The organism is Streptomyces sp. NPDC048257 (genome assembly GCF_043201855.1).
In the GTDB taxonomy this organism is placed as follows: Bacteria; Actinomycetota; Actinomycetes; order Streptomycetales; family Streptomycetaceae; genus Streptomyces.
The window spans coordinates 113412-130024 of sequence record NZ_JBICZI010000008.1; the positions used below are offsets into that span (position 1 = coordinate 113412).

Below are 16613 nucleotides of genomic sequence, written 5' to 3' on the forward strand. Positions count from 1 at the left end.
ATGCGTACGTGTCGAAGCACCCGAGCCACCACCACGACCACCCTGGCCGCGACCGTCCTGGCCCTCACCGCCCTCATCCCGAGTACGGCCACCACGGCCCACGCCGCGGGCCCGCCGGCCCTCGGGGCCTGCGCGACCGGGCAGCTGTGCCTGTGGGCGAAACCGGAGTTCAAGGGAGCCCGGCAGACCCATGAGCTGAGCAACCTGGACATCAACAGCTGCACCGCGCTGCCGGCCGGGACCAGCGCCCAGTCCCTCACCAACCGCACCGGGCGCCCGGTCACGACGTACCAGTCGGCCGAGTGCGCGGAGACGGGCGAGTTCCAGACCTACCCCGGCGACGGGGTCTGGCTGCCCCAGTCGCCCTACCAGGTGCGGGCGTTCAAGGTGTGGGAGAGGTAGCTTCCCGCTGCGCCGGGGCGTTCGGCCGATCGGCCGCCGTCCCGGCCACGCCGGCCGCCGTCCCGGCCACGCCGGCCGCCGTCCCGGCCACGCCGGCCGCCGCCTCGGCCGCCGGGCCGCCCAGCCGGGCGACCTCGCCGCGCAGCGCCCGTACCTCCGCCTGGAGCTCCAGGAGAGCGGCCAGCTGGAGCCGTTCGGCCTGGTCGTCGCGTTCGAAGCGCGCGATGAACCAGGCCGCGATGTTCGCGGTGACCACACCCAGCAGGGCGATGCCGGACAGCATGAGGCCGACCGCCAGCAACCGGCCCAGGCCGGTCGTGGGGGAGTGGTCCCCGTACCCGACCGTCGTCATCGTGGTGAAGGACCACCACACGGCGTCGCCCAGGTTCTTGATGTTGCCGTCGGGAGCGTCCCGCTCCACGCTCAGCACCGCCAGCGAGCCGAACATCAGCAGGCCCACCACGGCCCCGGCCACGTAGGTCGTCAGCTGGACCTGCGGGGCCATCCGGGCCCGGCGGCCCACCAGCATCAAGGTGGCCACCAGCCGCAGCAGCCGCAGCGGCTGGACGAGCGGCAGCACCACCGCGGCCAGGTCCAGCCAGTGCGTGCGCACGAAGTGCTTGCGGTCGCCCGTCAGGCCCAGCCGTACGAGGTAGTCGACGGCGAAGGCACCCCACACCGTCCACTCCGCGTAGGTGCAGGCGCGGTGCACGCCCGCGTCGGCGTCCGGAGCGACGATGGGGACGGCGTACGCGACCGCGAACACCACGGCGAGCACGAGCAGCGGGATCTGGATCCGCCGCTCCCACTGCCGCTGACGTGAGGGTTCCTTCATGCCGAGCATCGTAGGGAACCCGTAAACGGGAGCGGGCCCCGGCCGCAGCCGGGACCCGCTCCCGTCACCCGGGGCCCGGGGAGGAGGCGGGTCCGGATCACCGGCCCGCCCTCACCCCGTCCGGCCCGCGGGCGCTACGCGTCGCCGCCCGCCGGGCCCGGGTCCGCCGCCGCCACGTCCAGCAGCTGGTACCGGTCGATCGCCTGCTTCAGCGCCGAGCGGTCGATCTTCCCCGCCCTGGCCAGCTCGGTGAGCGTCGCCAGGACCACCGACTGCGCGTCGATGTGGAAGAAGCGCCGCGCGGCACCACGGGTGTCCGCGAAGCCGAAGCCGTCCGCGCCCAGCGAGGTGTACGCACCGGGCACCCACCGCGAGATCTGGTCCGGAACCGCCCGCATCCAGTCCGAGACCGCCACGAACGGCCCCTCCGCACCGGACAGCTTCCGCGTCACGTACGGGACGCGCTGCTCCTCCTCCGGGTGGAGCAGGTTGTGCTCCTCCACCTCGACCGCCTCGCGGCGCAGCTCGTTCCAGGAGGTCGCCGACCAGACGTCCGCCCGGACGCCCCAGTCGGCGGCCAGGATCCGCTGCGCCTCCAGCGCCCACGGCACCGCCACGCCCGAGGCCATGAGCTGCGCCCCGATCGTGCCCTCGGTGCCCTGCGACACCCGGTGGATGCCCTTCAGGATGTCGTCCACGTCGACGTCCGCCGGCTCGGCCGGGTGCTGGATCGGCTCGTTGTAGACGGTCAGGTAGTAGAAGACGTCCTCCGCCTGCGGGCCGTACATCCGCCGCAGACCGTCCCGGACGATGTGCGCGATCTCGTACCCGTAGGCCGGGTCGTACGCCACGCAGCCCGGGTTCGTCGAGGCCAGCAGCTGGGAGTGACCGTCGGCGTGCTGGAGGCCCTCACCCGTGAGGGTGGTCCGCCCCGCGGTCGCGCCGAGGACGAAACCGCGCGCGAGCTGGTCGGCCATCTGCCAGAACTGGTCACCCGTGCGCTGGAAACCGAACATCGAGTAGAAGACGTAGACCGGGATCAGCGGCTCGCCGTGCGTCGCGTACGCCGAACCCGCGGCGATCAGCGAGGCCGTGCAGCCCGCCTCCGAGATGCCGTCGTGCAGCATCTGGCCGGTCGGGGACTCCTTGTACGCGAGCAGCAGGTCGCGGTCGACCGCCTCGTACTGCTGGCCCAGCGGGTTGTAGATCTTGGCGCTCGGGAAGAAGGCGTCCATACCGAAGGTGCGGTACTCGTCGGGCGCGATCAGCACGAAGCGCTTGCCGATCTCCTTGTCCCGCATCAGGTCCTTCAGGATGCGGACGAAGGCCATCGTCGTGGCGATCGACTGCTGCCCCGAGCCCTTCTTCGCCGCCGCGTACGCCGCGTCGCCCGGCAGCTGCAGCGGCTTGGCGCGCACGACACGGGTCGGCACGTAGCCGCCGTGAGCGTTGCGCTGGTCGTGCATGTAATGGATCTCCGGCGAATCGCGGCCCGGGTGGTAGTACGGCGGCGCCCCGCCCTCCAGCTGCGCGTCCGTGATCGGGATGTGCAGGCGGTCGCGGAAGCGCTTGAGGTCGTCGACCGTCAGCTTCTTCATCTGGTGCGTGGCGTTGCGGCCCTCGAAGTTCGGGCCGAGCGTCCAGCCCTTGACCGTCTGCGCCAGGATCACCGTCGGCTGGCCCTTGTGGGCCTTGGCCGCCGCGTACGCCGCGTAGACCTTCTTGTGGTCGTGACCGCCGCGGCCCAGGTGCTGGATCTGCTGGTCGGACATGTTCTCGACCATCGCGCGCAGCCGCTGGTCCCCGCCGAAGAAGTGCTCGCGGATGTACTCGCCCGACTCGGTGGCGTACGTCTGGAACTGCCCGTCGGGGGTCGAGTTCATCTTGTTGACCAGGATCCCGTCGCGGTCCTGGGCCAGCAGCGGGTCCCAGGAGCGGTCCCAGATCAGCTTGATGACGTTCCAGCCGGCGCCGCGGAAGATCGACTCCAGTTCCTGGATGATCTTGCCGTTGCCGCGCACCGGGCCGTCGAGGCGCTGGAGGTTGCAGTTGACGACGAAGGTCAGGTTGTCCAGGCCCTCGCGCGCGGCGATCGACAGCTGGCCGAGCGACTCCGGCTCGTCCATCTCGCCGTCGCCGAGATACGCCCAAACGTGGGACTTGGAGGTGTCCGCGATCCCGCGCGCCTCCATGTACCGGTTCATCCGCGCCTGGTAGATCGCACCGAGCGGGCCGAGGCCCATCGAGACGGTCGGGAACTCCCAGAAGTCCGGCATCAGCCGCGGGTGCGGGTAGCTCGAAAGGCCGTACGGCGCCTTCGACTTCTCCTGGCGGAACGAGTCGAGCTGCTGCTCGGAGAGCCGGTCCAGGAGGTAGGCGCGGGCGTAGATGCCGGGGGAGGCGTGACCCTGGAAGAAGATCTGGTCGCCGCCGTCGCCCTCGTCCTTGCCCCGGAAGAAGTGGTTGAAGCCCACGTCGTAGAGGGAGGCGGAGGAGGCGAACGTGGCGATGTGGCCGCCGACGCCGATCCCGGGACGCTGGGCGCGCGAGACCATGACGGCCGCGTTCCACCGGGTGGCGTTGAGGACCTTGCGCTCGATCTCCTCGTTGCCGGGGAAGAACGGCTCGTCCCGGGTGGCGATCGTGTTGACGTAGTCCGTGCTGCGCATCTCGGGCACGGCCACGCGCTTCTCGCGGGCCCGCTCGATCAGCCGCAGCATCAGGTAGCGGGCACGTTCACGGCCCCGCTCGTCGACGGCGGCGTCGAGGGAGTCGAGCCACTCCTGCGTCTCCTCCGGATCGAAGTCCGGGACCTGACTCGGCAGGCCGCCAATGATGATCGGATTGCGATCGGATGCGGAAGCCACGCTGTTCCTTCGCTGTCGGGGGGAGTCGTGCCTTGGGTTCGCCGCCTCCCATGCTCTTACGCTGGGCCGAAATCTTCATCTTTACCACCGGGTAATCCCTGGAAATCGCAGGGAACCCGGGGGGTGAGGATCGGCGGGGATCCGTAACGAGTCCGGCCAAACCGCAACCTTACGCCCAACCCGGGCGCCCCCTTCGTAAGGTCGTTCGTCCCTCAAACAGGTAGGAAAGGCATCAAGCGTCGACGATGATGCCGAATGAGCTGGAATGGTGTGGGATGAATCACGAGAGGGGCGCACGGGAAGGCTGAAAGTTGCGGCGAGACGGCCGTAATCGTCACCGTTTCGACGGTCTCGGCGGCCGGGTACTTGCGCGATCCGCCGCGCCCGTGTGGACTACGCCCAATGCTGCGCGTACGCGCGCCGCCGAGAGACATTCACCGAACATGAGCAGGAGGCACCCCGTGAGCGCGACCGCGGACCACGCGGAGAACCTGGCCGCCCGGCTGGGTTTCCAGTCCGAACAGGTGGTCCAGGAGATCGGCTACGACGACGACGTCGATCAGGATTTCCGTGATGCCGTCGAGCAGTTCGTCGAGGAGTTCGTCGACGAGGACTACGACGACGTCGCCGACGCGGTGCTGCTGTGGTTCCGGGAGGACGACGGCGATCTGACGGACACCTTGGTCGATGCCACCGAGCTCGTCGAGGACGACGCCCTGATCCTGCTGGTCACCCCGAAGACCGGCAAGCCCGGCTTCGTCGAGGCCAGCGACATCAGCGAGGCGGCCGAGACCGCGGGCCTCTCGCTGGCCAAGGGTCTCCCCATCGGCAAGGAGTGGACGGCGACCAAGCTGGCCACGCCCAAGGTGGCCAAGTCCAAGCGCTGAGCCGCGCCCCGCAGCCAAGCGGACACGCACCCCGTCGGCCGGAGTCCCCTCCGGTCGGCGGGGTGCGTGCGTTCCGGGGACCCGGTCCCCCTAGGGTGGACCCACCCGAACAGCCCAACGCGGGGATGCGGGAACGAAGGGATGCGAGAGATGGCGATCGAGGTCGGCGACAAGGCTCCGGACTTCGAGCTCAAGGACAACCACGGCCGGGCCGTGCGGCTCTCCGACTTCCGGGGCGAGAAGGCCGTGGTGCTGCTCTTCTACCCGTTCGCCTTCACCGGTGTCTGCACCGGCGAGCTGTGCGAGCTGCGCGACCAGCTGCCGCGCTTCCAGAACGACGACGTGCAGCTCCTCGCGGTCTCCAACGACTCCGTGCCCACCCTGCGGGTCTTCGGCGAGCAGGAGGGTCTGGAGTACCCGCTGCTGTCGGACTTCTGGCCGCACGGGGAAACCTCCCGCGCGTACGGGGTCTTCGACGAGGCCAAGGGCTGCGCGGTCCGCGGCACCTTCATCATCGACAAGGACGGCGTCGTGCGCTGGACTGTCGTCAACGGACTGCCCGACGCACGTGACCTGAACGAGTACATCAAGGCGCTCGACAGTCTCTGAGCGCGCCCGCGCGGTCCGTACGCGCATTTTCCCTGCGAAAACCGCTTACAGGCGGGAACCCGTCACTAGGATCGAAACGTTGATCCGGTAGCTCCCCCGGTCACGGCCGGGAGGGCCCCTGCACGACGGGGCACCGCCCCACACACAGAACCCAATGGAGGACCCGTGGGAGTCAGCCTCAGCAAGGGCGGCAACGTCTCGCTGACCAAGGCCGCGCCTAACCTGACGGCGGTCATCGTCGGTCTGGGCTGGGATGCTCGCACCACCACCGGTGTCGACTTCGACCTCGACGCCAGCGCGATCCTGACCAGCGACCAGGGCAAGGTCACCAGCGACGCGAACTTCGTCTTCTTCAACAACCTGAAGAGCCCCGACGGCTCGGTGGAGCACACCGGTGACAACACCACCGGTGAGGGCGAGGGCGACGACGAGGCGATCAAGGTCAACCTGGCCGGCGTCCCGGCCGACGTTGCCAAGATCGTCTTCCCGGTCTCGATCTACGAGGCCGAGAGCCGCCAGCAGAGCTTCGGCCAGGTCCGCAACGCGTACATCCGCGTCGTGAACCAGGCCGACAACACCGAGCTCGCCCGGTACGACCTCTCCGAGGACGCCTCGACCGAGACCGCCATGGTCTTCGGTGAGCTGTACCGCAACGGTGCGGAGTGGAAGTTCCGCGCCATCGGCCAGGGTTACGCCTCGGGCCTGCGCGGCATCGCGCAGGACTTCGGCGTCAACGTCTGAGCCCGAGAGCAGTCCGTCCGTCCGGCGCCGTGCACTGTGTGTACGGCGCCGGACCGGCTTTACCTGCGGACACCACCGCAGACGGCACACCGCCGCACCCGCCACACCGTCGTCCGGGGAGGACCACAACATGGGCGTCACACTCGCCAAGGGGGGCAATGTCTCCCTCTCCAAGGCCGCACCGAACCTGACCAGGGTTCTGATCGGTCTCGGATGGGACGCGCGCTCGACCACGGGAGCCGACTTCGACCTCGACGCCAGCGCGCTGCTGTGCAACAGCGGCCGGGTGCTGGGGGACGAGTACTTCGTCTTCTACAACAACCTGAAGAGCCCCGACGGCTCCGTCGAACACACAGGGGACAACCTCACCGGCGAGGGTGAAGGCGACGACGAGTCGATCATCATCGACCTCACCAAGGTGCCGGAGTCGGTGGACAAGATCGTCTTCCCGGTCTCGATCCACGACGCGGACTCCCGCCGGCAGAGCTTCGGCCAGGTCAGCAATGCCTTCATCCGCGTGGTGAACCAGGCGGACGGCCAGGAACTGGCCCGCTACGACCTCTCCGAGGACGCCTCCAGCGAAACCGCGATGATCTTCGGCGAGGTCTACCGCTACGGGGGTGAATGGAAGTTCCGTGCGGTGGGGCAGGGGTACGCGTCGGGGCTCCGAGGCATCGCTCTAGACTTCGGGGTCAACGTTTCGTAAAGCCGTACAAGACGATGGGGTGCCAGTGGTTCTCAAAACCTTCGGCTGGTCGTTCGCAATCACTGCGCTCGGTCTGGTCGCAGCGGTGTTCTACGGGGGGTGGCAGGCCTTCGGTATCGTCGCGATCCTGTCGGTCCTCGAGATCTCGCTGTCTTTCGACAACGCGGTGGTCAACGCCGGAATCCTGAAGAAGATGAATGCCTTCTGGCAGAAGATCTTCCTCACCGTCGGCGTCCTCATCGCGGTCTTCGGTATGCGACTGGTCTTCCCCGTCGTGATCGTCGCGATCAGCGCCAAGATCGGGCCCATCGAGGCCGTGGACCTCGCCCTGTCCGACAAGGACATGTACGAGCAGCTGGTGACGGACGCCCACCCGTCCATCGCCGCCTTCGGTGGCATGTTCCTGCTGATGATCTTCCTCGACTTCATCTTCGAGGACCGTGACATCAAGTGGCTCGCCTGGCTTGAGCGGCCGCTCGCCAAGCTCGGCAAGGTCGACATGCTGTCCGCCTGCATCGCGCTGATCGTCCTGGTCATCGCCTCCATGACCGTCGGGGCCAACGCCCACCAGCACGGTGGCGTCCACGTGGACAAGGCGCAGACCGTCCTGATCTCCGGCGTCCTCGGCCTGATCACCTACATGATCGTCGGCGGCCTCTCCGGCTACTTCGAGAACAAGCTGGAGGAAGAGGAGGAGGCCGAGCACGAGGCCGAGGAGGAGGCCAAGAAGAGCGGCAAGCCCGTCTCGGCCGTCGCCATGGCCGGCAAGGCCGCCTTCTTCATGTTCCTCTACCTCGAAGTCCTCGACGCCTCCTTCTCCTTCGACGGGGTCATCGGCGCCTTCGCCATCACCAACGACATCGTGCTGATGGCCCTCGGCCTCGGTATCGGTGCCATGTACGTCCGGTCGCTGACGGTCTACCTGGTCCGCCAGGGCACCCTCGACGACTACGTGTACCTGGAGCACGGCGCGCACTACGCCATCGGCGCGCTCGCCGTGATCCTGCTCGTCACCATCCAGTACGAGATCAACGAGATCATCACCGGTCTCGTCGGCGTGCTGCTCATCGGATGGTCCTTCTGGTCCTCCGTGCGCCGCAACAAGCGCCTGGAACTGGAGGGTTCCACCGCCGAGGCATGACCGCGGCGGTAATGCGGAACGCTCCATTGCGGGGCGGTCCACCGGGTTCACGGACCCGGCGGGCCGCCCCGCTTCCGTAGGCTCAGGCCGATCAAGGGGATCAGGGGACCAGGGGGGTAGGGGATGGGCTTCTTCGACGGCATCTTGGGCAGCCGGGCGGTGCAGTTCCAGTCGGGCAGTGCCTCGTCGAACGCGATCGAACTGACCAAGCGGCATTCGACGGTGTCGCTCACCAAACAGGGGGCCGTTCACGGCAATCTGCGCGTCAATCTGTCCTGGCGCATGCGCACCTCGGACATCGGCGGCCGCTCCGGCCAGAGCGGCCAGCTCTTCCGGCACCCGTTCAAGCTGTTCAAGCCGGACCTGGTGCAGGCGCACACCCAGGGCATGGTCAACGTCGACCTCGACATGGGCTGCCTGTACGAGCTGACGGACGGCACCCGCGGCGCGGTGCAGCCGCTGGGGAACCTGCTCGGCGACCTCAACGACCCGCCGTACGTGAAGCTCAGCGGGGACGACCGGTTCGGATCGGCCTCGGGCGAGACGCTCTACGTCAACCTCGACCACGCCGAGGACATCAAGCGGCTGCTGGTCTTCGTCTACATCTACGACCAGACCCCCGCCTTCGACCGGACGCACGCCATGGTGACGCTCTACCCCGTCACGGGGCCGCGGATCGAGATCCCGCTGGACGAGCGGCACCCGCAGGCCCGTTCCTGCGCGGTCGTCTCCCTGGAGAAGGTCAAGGGCGAGCTCGTCGTGCGGCGCGAGGTGAAGTTCGTGTACGGGTTCCAGGCCGAGCTCGACCGGCTGTACGGCTGGGGGCTCCAGTGGGGACGGGGCTACAAGAGCACCAAGAGCTGACCGGAGCCCGCCGCCGGCCCCGCCGCGGCAGGACGAGCCCCGCCCGGGGTGCGTCACGGGCGGCGGCCGGGCCGGGCCTCGGCGTGAGCGGGGTCAGCGGCGGATGAACTGCGGGCCCTGCACCGGCAGCCGGAACGACGGATCGCCGCCCGGACCCGGCACGGGGGCCGGGGACACCGGCTGCGGGTACCCGTAGGCGGGCTGGATGGGCGGCGGGGCCTGCGTGGGCGGGGCCATCATCGCCGTCTGCTCCGAGGTGGGCCCGGAGGCGGGGCCGGCCGCGGGGCCCGCGTCGGGCTCGGCGGCGGTCTCGTCGACCGAGATCCCGTGGTCGGTCGCCAGGCCCACCAGGCCGTCGGAGTAGCCCTCGCCGAGCGCCCGGAACTTCCACGCCTCGCCCCGGCGGTACAGCTCACCGCAGATCAGCGCCGTCTCGGCGCCGGTCTCGGGCCGTACGTCGAAGTAGGCCAGCGGTTCGGAGCTGCCGGTCGGGGAGGCGTCGTAGAGCAGGATCCGCAGGTCGTGGACCCGGCGGAAGGGGACGTCCTCGGCCGAGGCGACCACCAGGATCCGGCCCACCGTCGGGGTCACCGTGCGCAGGTCGACCTGGACGGCGTCGGTGATCGCCTCGCCGATCTGCTTCTTGCCGAGCCGCCAGACGGCTCCCGAGGGATGCCGGGGCTGGTTGTAGAAGACGAAGTCCTCGTCCGAACGCACCCGGCCGTCCGGGCCGACGAGCAGCGCCGAGGCGTCCACGTCCGGCACCTCGGGGCCGCCGGTCCAGCGCAGCACCGCCCGCACCGCCACGGCGGCCACCGGGATGTTCGAGCCCTTCTGCATCGCGTGCGTCATGCACGTCATCCTGCCCTCCCGGGGTGGACAGGGACAATGCGGCCCCCCGTAGGGCCTTGTCTCGAACGCGAGACCTGGGCATGGTGCAAGAGGGTTACCTGAACTTCATGTGCTTGAGGAACTCTTGACTCACGTTCGTACGTACTATTACCGGCCATGCCAGTTGGGCCGCCGAGGCAGTACGGGGGAAGCACATGCGTCACTTTGGGCACATAACGCCCACCGTCCGTAAGGACCTCTTCCACCAGGAACCGGCGGAATTCACCGGAGCCTCGCCCTCCCGCGTCCTCGCGGCGGCCCTGGGAGCCACGCTCTACAGCCCCGCCACCCGCCCCACCCTCGCCGCGGACATCCGCAAGCAGGCCGCCCGCGGAGTCGTCTCCATGGTGCTCTGCCTGGAGGATTCCATCAGCGACGGCGACGTCGCCGGAGCCGAGGAGAACCTCGTCCGGCACTTCTCCGAGCTCGACGACGACGCCGCGGAGCTCCCGCTGCTCTTCATCCGCGTCCGCACGCCCGAGCAGATACCCGACCTGGTGCGCCGGCTCGGCGGCTCCGTACGGCGGCTGGCCGGTTTCGTGCTCCCGAAGTTCGACGAGAAGCGCGGGATCGCCTTCCTCGAAGCCGTCGCCGAAGCGGAGGCGGCCGCCGCGCTGCCCCGCCTTTACGCCATGCCCGTCCTGGAGACCCCGGACCTCCTCCACCTCGAAACCCGCGTCGAGGCCCTCGCCGGCATCTCCCGCACGGTCAACAGCCACCGCGAGCGGGTCCTGGCGCTGCGGCTCGGCGTGACCGACTTCTGCTCGGCCTACGGCCTGCGGCGCACGCCCGACATGACCGCCTACGACGTCCAGATCGTGGCGGGCGTCATCGCGGACGTCGTCAACGTCCTCAGCCGCGCCGACGGCACCGGCTTCACCGTCACCGGGCCCGTCTGGGAGTACTTCCGCAGCCAGCAGCGCCTCTTCAAGCCCCAGCTGCGTCGCAGCCCCTTCCTGGAGGAGGGCGTGGAGGAACTGCGCACCGCCCTCATCGAGCACGACCTGGACGGACTGCTGCGCGAGATCGAGCTGGACCGGGCCAACGGGCTCCTCGGCAAGACCTGCATCCACCCCGCCCACGTCACGCCCGTGCACGCGCTGTCGGTGGTCTCGCACGAGGAGTTCTGCGACGCGCAGGACATCCTGCGACCCGAGCGCGGCGGCGGCGGAGTGATGCGTTCCGCCTACACGAACAAGATGAACGAGGTGAAGCCCCACCGGGCCTGGGCCGAGCGCACCATGCTGCGCGCAGAGGTCTTCGGTGTGGCCAGGGAGGAGGTCGGCTTCGTCGACCTCCTCACCGCCGGGCTCCAGGTGTGAGCACGCCCGCCCGCCCGCGCGGACGCCGGGACGGGCACGGACAATGACGATGACGAGGAAAGGCAAGACGATCGAAGCAGTGTGGTCGGGTACCTGGGTCGCGGACCGGCTGGGCGTGAGCCTGCAGGACTCCGGTGGCAGTCCGCGGCTGACAGAGCTGCTCGGACTGGCCCTGCGGCGCAACCCCAAGCGGGCGCACCTGCTGGTCTCGCAGGTGCTGGGCAAGCACGTCCCGCAGTCCCCGCAGGTCGTCTACGCCGCCGGGCACGGGCTCGGCGAACGCGTACGGGCGCTGCTCGGCGAGGAAGCCGCCGCGACCGCCGTGGTCCTCGGCTACGCCGAGACCGCCACCGGCCTCGGCCACTGCGTCGCCGACGGCCTCGGCCCGGCCCCCTACCTGCACTCCACCCGACGGCCCGTCCCGGGTGTGGAGCAGGCCGGCGGCTTCGAGGAGGCGCACTCGCACGCCACCTCGCACCTGCTGCTGCCCGAGGACCCGCGGCTGCTCGCCGGCAACGGCCCCCTGGTCCTCGTCGACGACGAGTTCTCCACCGGCAACACCGTCCTGAACACCATCCGCGACCTGCACGCCCGCCACCCCCGCGCGCACTACGTGGTCGTCGCCCTCGTCGACATGCGCTCCGCGGCCGACCGCGACCGGCTCACCGCCTTCGCCGCCGAGCTGGGCGCACGCGTGGACCTGATCGCCCTCGCCTCGGGCACGGTCGCCCTGCCGGACGGCGTCCTGGCCAAGGGCCGGGCACTGGTCGAGCAGTACGAGACCCCGGCCGCTGACCAGGTCAGGGCCGGCGGCGGCGTCCCGGCGGCGGCCCCGGCCGGCGACCCGCGGCCGGTCATCCGCGTGGACCTGAACTGGCCGGCAGGCGTCCCCGACGGCGGCCGCCACGGCTTCACCGCCGCGCACCGCACCCGCCTGGAGGCGGCCCTGCCCGCCCTGGCCGGCCAGCTCACCGCCGCACTCGGCGAAGCCCCCGCGGGGCGGGTCCTCGTACTCGGCAACGAGGAGCTGATGTACGCGCCGCTGCGCCTCGCCAAGGCCCTGGAGGAGGCGGGGGCGGCCCGCGAGGTCCGCTTCTCGACCACCACCCGCTCGCCCGTGCTCGCCGTGGACGACCCCGGCTACGCCATCCGCACCCGGCTGGTCTTCCCGGCCCACGACGCCCCGGCCGACGGCCCCGGCGACCGCTACGCCTACAACGTCCACAGCACGGACGGCGCCGGCTTCGACGCCGTCGTCGCCGTCGTGGACTCGGCCGGGGACACCCCCGAGCTGCACACGGGACTGCTGGCGGCCCTCGCCCCGCACACCGGCCGCCTCGTGCTGGCCGTCGTCCCGTCCTACGTACCCGACCGGCGGGAGCCGAAGCCGATCATGACCGAGCCGACCGAGCCGACCCTGCGCGAGCCGCTGCGCGGACCCGCCTTCTCCTCGTACGCCCCCGAGGACGTCGGCTGGCTGCTCCAGGACTTCTCCGACGTCGAACTGGAGGCGCCGACGGAGGAGCGCGAAGAGGCGATACAGGCGGGCGGCGCGCACTACGCCGAGTCCCTGCCCGTCGAGTACCAGCCCTCCCCGCAGTACCAGGAGCTGTACCGGAGCGCGCTGACCGCCTCCGCCGCCCGCATGGCCCGCGCCGTCGGCACGGTCACCGAGACCGTACTCGCCGAGCGCTCCCCGTCCCCGGTCCTCGTCTCCCTGGCCCGCGCCGGCACCCCCGTAGGCGTCCTGATGCGCCGCTGGGCGCGCGCCCGCCACGGCCTGGACCTGCCGCACTACGCCGTCTCCATCGTGCGCGGCCGCGGCATCGACGCCAACGCCCTGCGCTGGCTCGCCGCCCACCACGACCCCGCCGACGTCGTCTTCGTCGACGGCTGGACCGGCAAGGGCGCCATCACCCGCGAGCTCAAGGTCGCCCTGCAGGAGTTCCCCGGCTTCGACCCGGAGATCGTCGTCCTCGCCGACCCCGGCTCCTGCGTGCCCACGTACGGCACCCGCGAGGACTTCCTGATCCCCTCGGCCTGTCTCAATTCCACGGTGTCCGGTCTCATCTCGCGTACGGTTCTGAGGTCCGACCTGGTCGGTCCCGACGACTTCCACGGCGCGAAGTTCTACCGCGAGCTCGCCGGAGCCGACGTCTCCGTCGCATTCGTCGACAGCGTCGCCGCCCACTTCGACGGGGTGGCCGACGCCGTCGCCGAGGAGGTCAAGGAACTCCTCGCGGCCGACCGCACCCCCACCTGGGAGGGCTGGGCGGCGGTCGAGCGGATCAGCGAGGAGTACGGCATCCACGACGTGAACCTCGTCAAGCCCGGCGTCGGCGAGACCACCCGCGTCCTGCTGCGCCGGGTGCCGTGGAAGATCCTGGCGCAGCGCGGCGCCGGGGCCGACCTGGACCACGTACGGCTGCTCGCCGAGCAGCGCGGCGTCCCGGTGGAAGAGGTCGACGGCCTGCCCTACACGTGCGTAGGCCTCATCCACCCCCGATACACGCGCGGCGCCACGGGCGCCGACGGAAAGGCTGTGGCCTCGAAGTGACTGTCCTCGTAGCCAGTGATCTCGACCGTACGCTCATCTACTCGGCGGCCGCCCTCGGTCTGACCATGCCCGACCCGGTGGCCCCCCGGCTGCTGTGCGTCGAGGTCCACGAGAGCAAGCCGCTGTCCTACATGACGGAAACGGCGGCGGGACTGCTGGCGGAGCTGACGGCCGATCCTTCGGTGGTCTTCGTCCCCACCACCACCCGGACCCGCAAGCAGTACCAGCGCATCCGCTTCCCCGGCCGCCCGGCCCCGTACGCCATCTGTGCCAACGGCGGGCAGCTCCTCGTCGACGGGGTCCCGGACCGGGACTGGCGACGCCAGGTCGCCGCGCGCCTCGCCGAGGAGTGCGCCCCCCTGGAGGAGGTCCACCAGCACCTGCTGGCCGTGGCCGACCCGGCATGGCTGCGCAAGGCGCGCCTCGCGGAGGACCTCTTCGCGTACCTCGTCGTCGAAAGGGACCTGGTCCCCGACGAATGGCTCAAGACCCTGGCCCGGTGGGCCGAGGAGCGCGGCTGGACGGTCTCCCTCCAGGGCCGCAAGATCTACGCGGTCCCGCGCCCGCTCACCAAGAGCGCCGCGATGTACGAGGTCGCCCGCCGCACGGGAGCCACCACGACGCTCGCGGCCGGCGACTCCCTGCTGGACGCGGACCTGCTGCTGGCGGCGGACGCCGGCTGGCGCCCGGGCCACGGCGAACTGGCCGACGCGGCCTGGACGGCGCCGTCGGTGACCGCGCTGGCCACGGCGGGCGTCCTGGCGGGCGAGGAAATCGTGCGCGCATTCGCCCGGGAGACGGCCCGACTCGGCAGACTGGGTGCATGACCAAGGGCAACAGCACCAAGATCACGGACGAGCTCTACCGGTACATGCTCGACCACAACCCCCCGCTGGACCGCGTCCAGCGGGGGCTGGTGGCGACGACGTACGCCAAGTTCCCGGACGTGGCCGGGATGCAGTCGGCGGAGGAGCAGGGGCCCCTGCTGGCCTTCCTGGTCCGGCTGACCGGCGCCCGCCACATCGTCGAGGTCGGCACCTTCACCGGCTTCTCGGCCCTCTCCATGGCCCAGGCGCTGCCCGCGGACGGCCGCCTCATCGCCTGCGACGTCTCCGAGGAGTGGACGCAGTACGGCCGGCAGGCCTGGGAGGACGCGGGCGTCGCGGACCGCATCGAGCTGCGCATCGCACCCGCACTGGAGACCCTGCGCGCGATGCCGGCCGAACCGCACATCGACATGGCCTACGTGGACGCGGACAAGCAGAGCCAGATCGCCTACTGGGAGGAGCTCGTCCCGCGGCTGCGCCCGGGCGGCCTGATCGTCACCGACAACACGCTGTACCACGGCACGGTCCTCGACGAGTCGGCCACCGGCGCGGCGGCCGGAGTCCGCGCCTTCAACGACCACGTCTCGGCGGACCCGCGCATGGACTCCGTCCTCCTGGCGATCTCGGACGGCCTGACCCTGTCGCGCAAGCGCTGACGCTCGCGCCCGGGCTCAGCCGCAGCCGCCGCCACCGCAGCAGCCGCCCCCGCCGCCACCCATCGCGGGCGCGGGGGCGCCGCTGTTCGAGCCGCCCACGGCCACGGCGGACAGCAGCTTCACGGTGTCGGCGTGTCCCGCCGGGCAGTCGGCGGGCGCGGAGGACTCGGCCATGGGCCGGCTGACCTCAAAGGTGTCGTCGCAGGTCCGGCAGCGGAATTCGTATCGAGGCATGCGCACAGGCTAAGCGCGCCCGGCTCCCGTGCGCTACGTACGGCGCGGCTCCGTCCGGCAGCCGCGCATCGCGCGGTTACGGACAGCGGCCGTGCACTACGGGCGCCCGCCCCGGAACGCGCCGCGCCCGGTCCTCCCGGGCCGCCTGCTCGGGGTGGCGGGCACGCCAGTACGGATTGTCGTGCGGCAGGGCACTGCCCACCCGCCCGTACATCCCGAACCACATCAGCATCACGCCGACGACGAAGCTGAACAGCACGTTCTGGATCTCGAAGGCCAGGAAGTTCAGCTCCGTGTCCAGCAGCGCGAGATTCACGAACCCGCTCGCGATGAACAGCACGCCCAGCACGATGTTCAGGGTCGAGGCGAAGGTGCCGCCCACCACCATCCCGAAGAACAGCAGCGCACCGATGCAGATCGACAGGACGCTCAGCGCCCCGTTGGTGCTGAGGGCGAGCACGGTGTCGCCGCCGGTGTCGAAGAACCCGATCCGGTTGATCAGCCCCAGGATCCCGAACACGACCAGCAGCAGGCCCGTCAGACCCGCCCCGACCCGGTACACCTGGCTGAGCTTGTGGTCCGTGGGCAGATGATCGTCGAGCCGCGCGTTGACCGGATGCAGCGCGCGCTCCATGCGGCGGGAGACCGTGTCGGCGAAGCGCGGTGGAGCAGGGGCATCGGGATCGGGCTCGTGGGCCACGTAGGGCGCGTAGTGCTCATGCGGCTCGGTGCACCCGTACGCCGCATGAGCCACATAGGGCTCATGGGTTACGGGAGGCTTGGGGGGCGTGTGGGCAGCCATGGTGCCCTCCTCTGGTCCGTATCCCTCCCAGCATCCGCCGCACCCGCCCCGAACGCCAGCCCTCCCGGCCGCGCCCCCTGCCAGGCCGCCTCCTCCGGACCGTGCCGGGCCCGGCACGGTCGAGCCGGCCGGGCCATCCGGATCCGAAAGGGGCCCCTCGGGGGGGGGGGGGGGGGGGGGGGGGGGGGGGGGGGGGGGCCCCCCCCCGCCCCCGGGGGTCGCGCCCGGCCCCCCCGCGCACCCCACCCCGAAACCCCAAGCCCCCACCGCCA

16 protein-coding genes are annotated in these 16613 nt (G+C 70.5%); 11 read left to right on the top strand and 5 right to left on the bottom strand.

The features are described from left to right. Nucleotides 1–402 (top strand): peptidase inhibitor family I36 protein, encoded by a 402-nt coding sequence (locus ACGFZK_RS18605; protein ID WP_314250821.1) that lies wholly within the window; start codon nucleotides 1–3, stop codon nucleotides 400–402. On the opposite strand, the gene ACGFZK_RS18610 is transcribed toward ACGFZK_RS18605, so the two are convergent. Both ACGFZK_RS18610 and aceE read right to left on the bottom strand, forming a co-directional pair. After that, entirely contained in the window at nucleotides 383–1237 is an 855-nt protein-coding gene (locus tag ACGFZK_RS18610; protein ID WP_393849943.1) for a potassium channel family protein, read from the bottom strand. The two genes, ACGFZK_RS18605 and ACGFZK_RS18610, sit on opposite strands and share 20 nt — an antisense overlap. A 134-nt stretch (nucleotides 1238–1371) precedes the next feature. Next, nucleotides 1372–4104 carry a pyruvate dehydrogenase (acetyl-transferring), homodimeric type gene (gene aceE / locus ACGFZK_RS18615; protein WP_393849944.1) on the bottom strand — a complete coding sequence of 911 codons (2733 nt, stop codon included), beginning with the start codon at nucleotides 4102–4104 and terminating at the stop codon, nucleotides 1372–1374. Nucleotides 4105–4565: 461 nt separating this feature from the next. Between aceE and ACGFZK_RS18620 the strand changes: the two genes are divergently transcribed. The 6 genes from ACGFZK_RS18620 (at nucleotide 4566) to ACGFZK_RS18645 (ending at nucleotide 9052) form a co-directional block, all read left to right on the top strand. Next, nucleotides 4566–4991 carry a DUF3052 domain-containing protein gene (locus ACGFZK_RS18620; protein ID WP_327262317.1) on the top strand — a complete coding sequence of 142 codons (426 nt, stop codon included), beginning with the start codon at nucleotides 4566–4568 and terminating at the stop codon, nucleotides 4989–4991. A gap of 150 nt (nucleotides 4992–5141) precedes the next feature. Further along, complete coding sequence (locus tag ACGFZK_RS18625; RefSeq protein WP_382506205.1) at nucleotides 5142–5600, top strand: peroxiredoxin; 459 nt, start codon at nucleotides 5142–5144, stop codon at nucleotides 5598–5600. A 165-nt stretch (nucleotides 5601–5765) separates the two neighbouring features. Next, a complete protein-coding gene (locus ACGFZK_RS18630) occupies nucleotides 5766–6341 on the top strand; it encodes a TerD family protein (RefSeq protein ID WP_030009302.1) in 576 nt (191 codons plus the stop codon). Between the two features lie 130 nt (nucleotides 6342–6471). Next, on the top strand, nucleotides 6472–7047 hold the full coding sequence (locus tag ACGFZK_RS18635) for a TerD family protein (protein WP_393849945.1): 576 nt from the start codon (nucleotides 6472–6474) through the stop codon (nucleotides 7045–7047). 25 nt (nucleotides 7048–7072) lie between these two features. Next, nucleotides 7073–8188, top strand: a complete 1116-nt coding sequence (locus ACGFZK_RS18640) for a DUF475 domain-containing protein (protein WP_393849946.1) — start codon at nucleotides 7073–7075, stop codon at nucleotides 8186–8188. A gap of 123 nt (nucleotides 8189–8311) precedes the next feature. Then, nucleotides 8312–9052 carry a Tellurium resistance gene (locus ACGFZK_RS18645; protein WP_393849947.1) on the top strand — a complete coding sequence of 247 codons (741 nt, stop codon included), beginning with the start codon at nucleotides 8312–8314 and terminating at the stop codon, nucleotides 9050–9052. Nucleotides 9053–9145: 93 nt separating this feature from the next. Here ACGFZK_RS18645 and ACGFZK_RS18650 read toward each other — a convergent pair whose 3' ends face one another. After that, a complete protein-coding gene (locus ACGFZK_RS18650) occupies nucleotides 9146–9904 on the bottom strand; it encodes a TerD family protein (protein ID WP_393849948.1) in 759 nt (252 codons plus the stop codon). 194 nt (nucleotides 9905–10098) lie between these two features. Here ACGFZK_RS18650 and ACGFZK_RS18655 point away from each other — a divergent pair, with 194 nt between their 5' ends. The 4 genes from ACGFZK_RS18655 to ACGFZK_RS18670 are packed head-to-tail and all read left to right on the top strand — an operon-like array spanning nucleotide 10099 to nucleotide 15305. Then, the gene (locus ACGFZK_RS18655) at nucleotides 10099–11265 is read left to right on the top strand and encodes an HpcH/HpaI aldolase/citrate lyase family protein (RefSeq protein WP_393849949.1); all 1167 of its coding nucleotides are present in this window, start codon (nucleotides 10099–10101) and stop codon (nucleotides 11263–11265) included. Between the two features lie 49 nt (nucleotides 11266–11314). After that, on the top strand, nucleotides 11315–13822 hold the full coding sequence (locus tag ACGFZK_RS18660) for a phosphoribosyltransferase (protein ID WP_393849950.1): 2508 nt from the start codon (nucleotides 11315–11317) through the stop codon (nucleotides 13820–13822). Beyond that, entirely contained in the window at nucleotides 13819–14649 is an 831-nt protein-coding gene (locus ACGFZK_RS18665) for an HAD family hydrolase (protein WP_393849951.1), read from the top strand. The genes ACGFZK_RS18660 and ACGFZK_RS18665 overlap by 4 nt, the downstream gene beginning before the upstream one ends. Then, nucleotides 14646–15305: an O-methyltransferase gene (locus ACGFZK_RS18670; RefSeq protein ID WP_393849952.1), complete on the top strand. Its 660-nt coding sequence runs from the start codon at nucleotides 14646–14648 to the stop codon at nucleotides 15303–15305. Before ACGFZK_RS18665 ends, ACGFZK_RS18670 begins: the two co-directional genes overlap by 4 nt. A 15-nt stretch (nucleotides 15306–15320) precedes the next feature. On the opposite strand, the gene ACGFZK_RS18675 is transcribed toward ACGFZK_RS18670, so the two are convergent. Both ACGFZK_RS18675 and ACGFZK_RS18680 read right to left on the bottom strand, forming a co-directional pair. Further along, the gene (locus ACGFZK_RS18675) at nucleotides 15321–15539 is read right to left on the bottom strand and encodes a zinc ribbon domain-containing protein (protein WP_393849953.1); all 219 of its coding nucleotides are present in this window, start codon (nucleotides 15537–15539) and stop codon (nucleotides 15321–15323) included. 76 nt (nucleotides 15540–15615) lie between these two features. Then, nucleotides 15616–16173 (bottom strand): DUF4383 domain-containing protein, encoded by a 558-nt coding sequence (locus ACGFZK_RS18680; RefSeq protein WP_393850076.1) that lies wholly within the window; start codon nucleotides 16171–16173, stop codon nucleotides 15616–15618. Between the last annotated feature and the right edge of the window lie 440 nt (nucleotides 16174–16613).

Bases quoted from the DNA above. Each gene is read 5' to 3' on its own strand.
- ACGFZK_RS18670 (WP_393849952.1), top strand. From the start codon at position 14,646: ATGACCAAGGGCAACAGCACCAAGATCACGGACGAGCTCTACCGGTAC.
- ACGFZK_RS18610 (WP_393849943.1), bottom strand. From the start codon at position 1,237: ATGAAGGAACCCTCACGTCAGCGGCAGTGGGAGCGGCGGATCCAGATC.
- ACGFZK_RS18635 (WP_393849945.1), top strand. From the start codon at position 6,472: ATGGGCGTCACACTCGCCAAGGGGGGCAATGTCTCCCTCTCCAAGGCC.
- ACGFZK_RS18680 (WP_393850076.1), bottom strand. From the start codon at position 16,173: ATGGAGCGCGCGCTGCATCCGGTCAACGCGCGGCTCGACGATCATCTG.
- ACGFZK_RS18605 (WP_314250821.1), top strand. From the start codon at position 1: ATGCGTACGTGTCGAAGCACCCGAGCCACCACCACGACCACCCTGGCC.
- ACGFZK_RS18660 (WP_393849950.1), top strand. From the start codon at position 11,315: ATGACGAGGAAAGGCAAGACGATCGAAGCAGTGTGGTCGGGTACCTGG.
- ACGFZK_RS18655 (WP_393849949.1), top strand. From the start codon at position 10,099: ATGCGTCACTTTGGGCACATAACGCCCACCGTCCGTAAGGACCTCTTC.
- ACGFZK_RS18625 (WP_382506205.1), top strand. From the start codon at position 5,142: ATGGCGATCGAGGTCGGCGACAAGGCTCCGGACTTCGAGCTCAAGGAC.
- ACGFZK_RS18650 (WP_393849948.1), bottom strand. From the start codon at position 9,904: ATGACGCACGCGATGCAGAAGGGCTCGAACATCCCGGTGGCCGCCGTG.
- ACGFZK_RS18675 (WP_393849953.1), bottom strand. From the start codon at position 15,539: ATGCCTCGATACGAATTCCGCTGCCGGACCTGCGACGACACCTTTGAG.
- ACGFZK_RS18645 (WP_393849947.1), top strand. From the start codon at position 8,312: ATGGGCTTCTTCGACGGCATCTTGGGCAGCCGGGCGGTGCAGTTCCAG.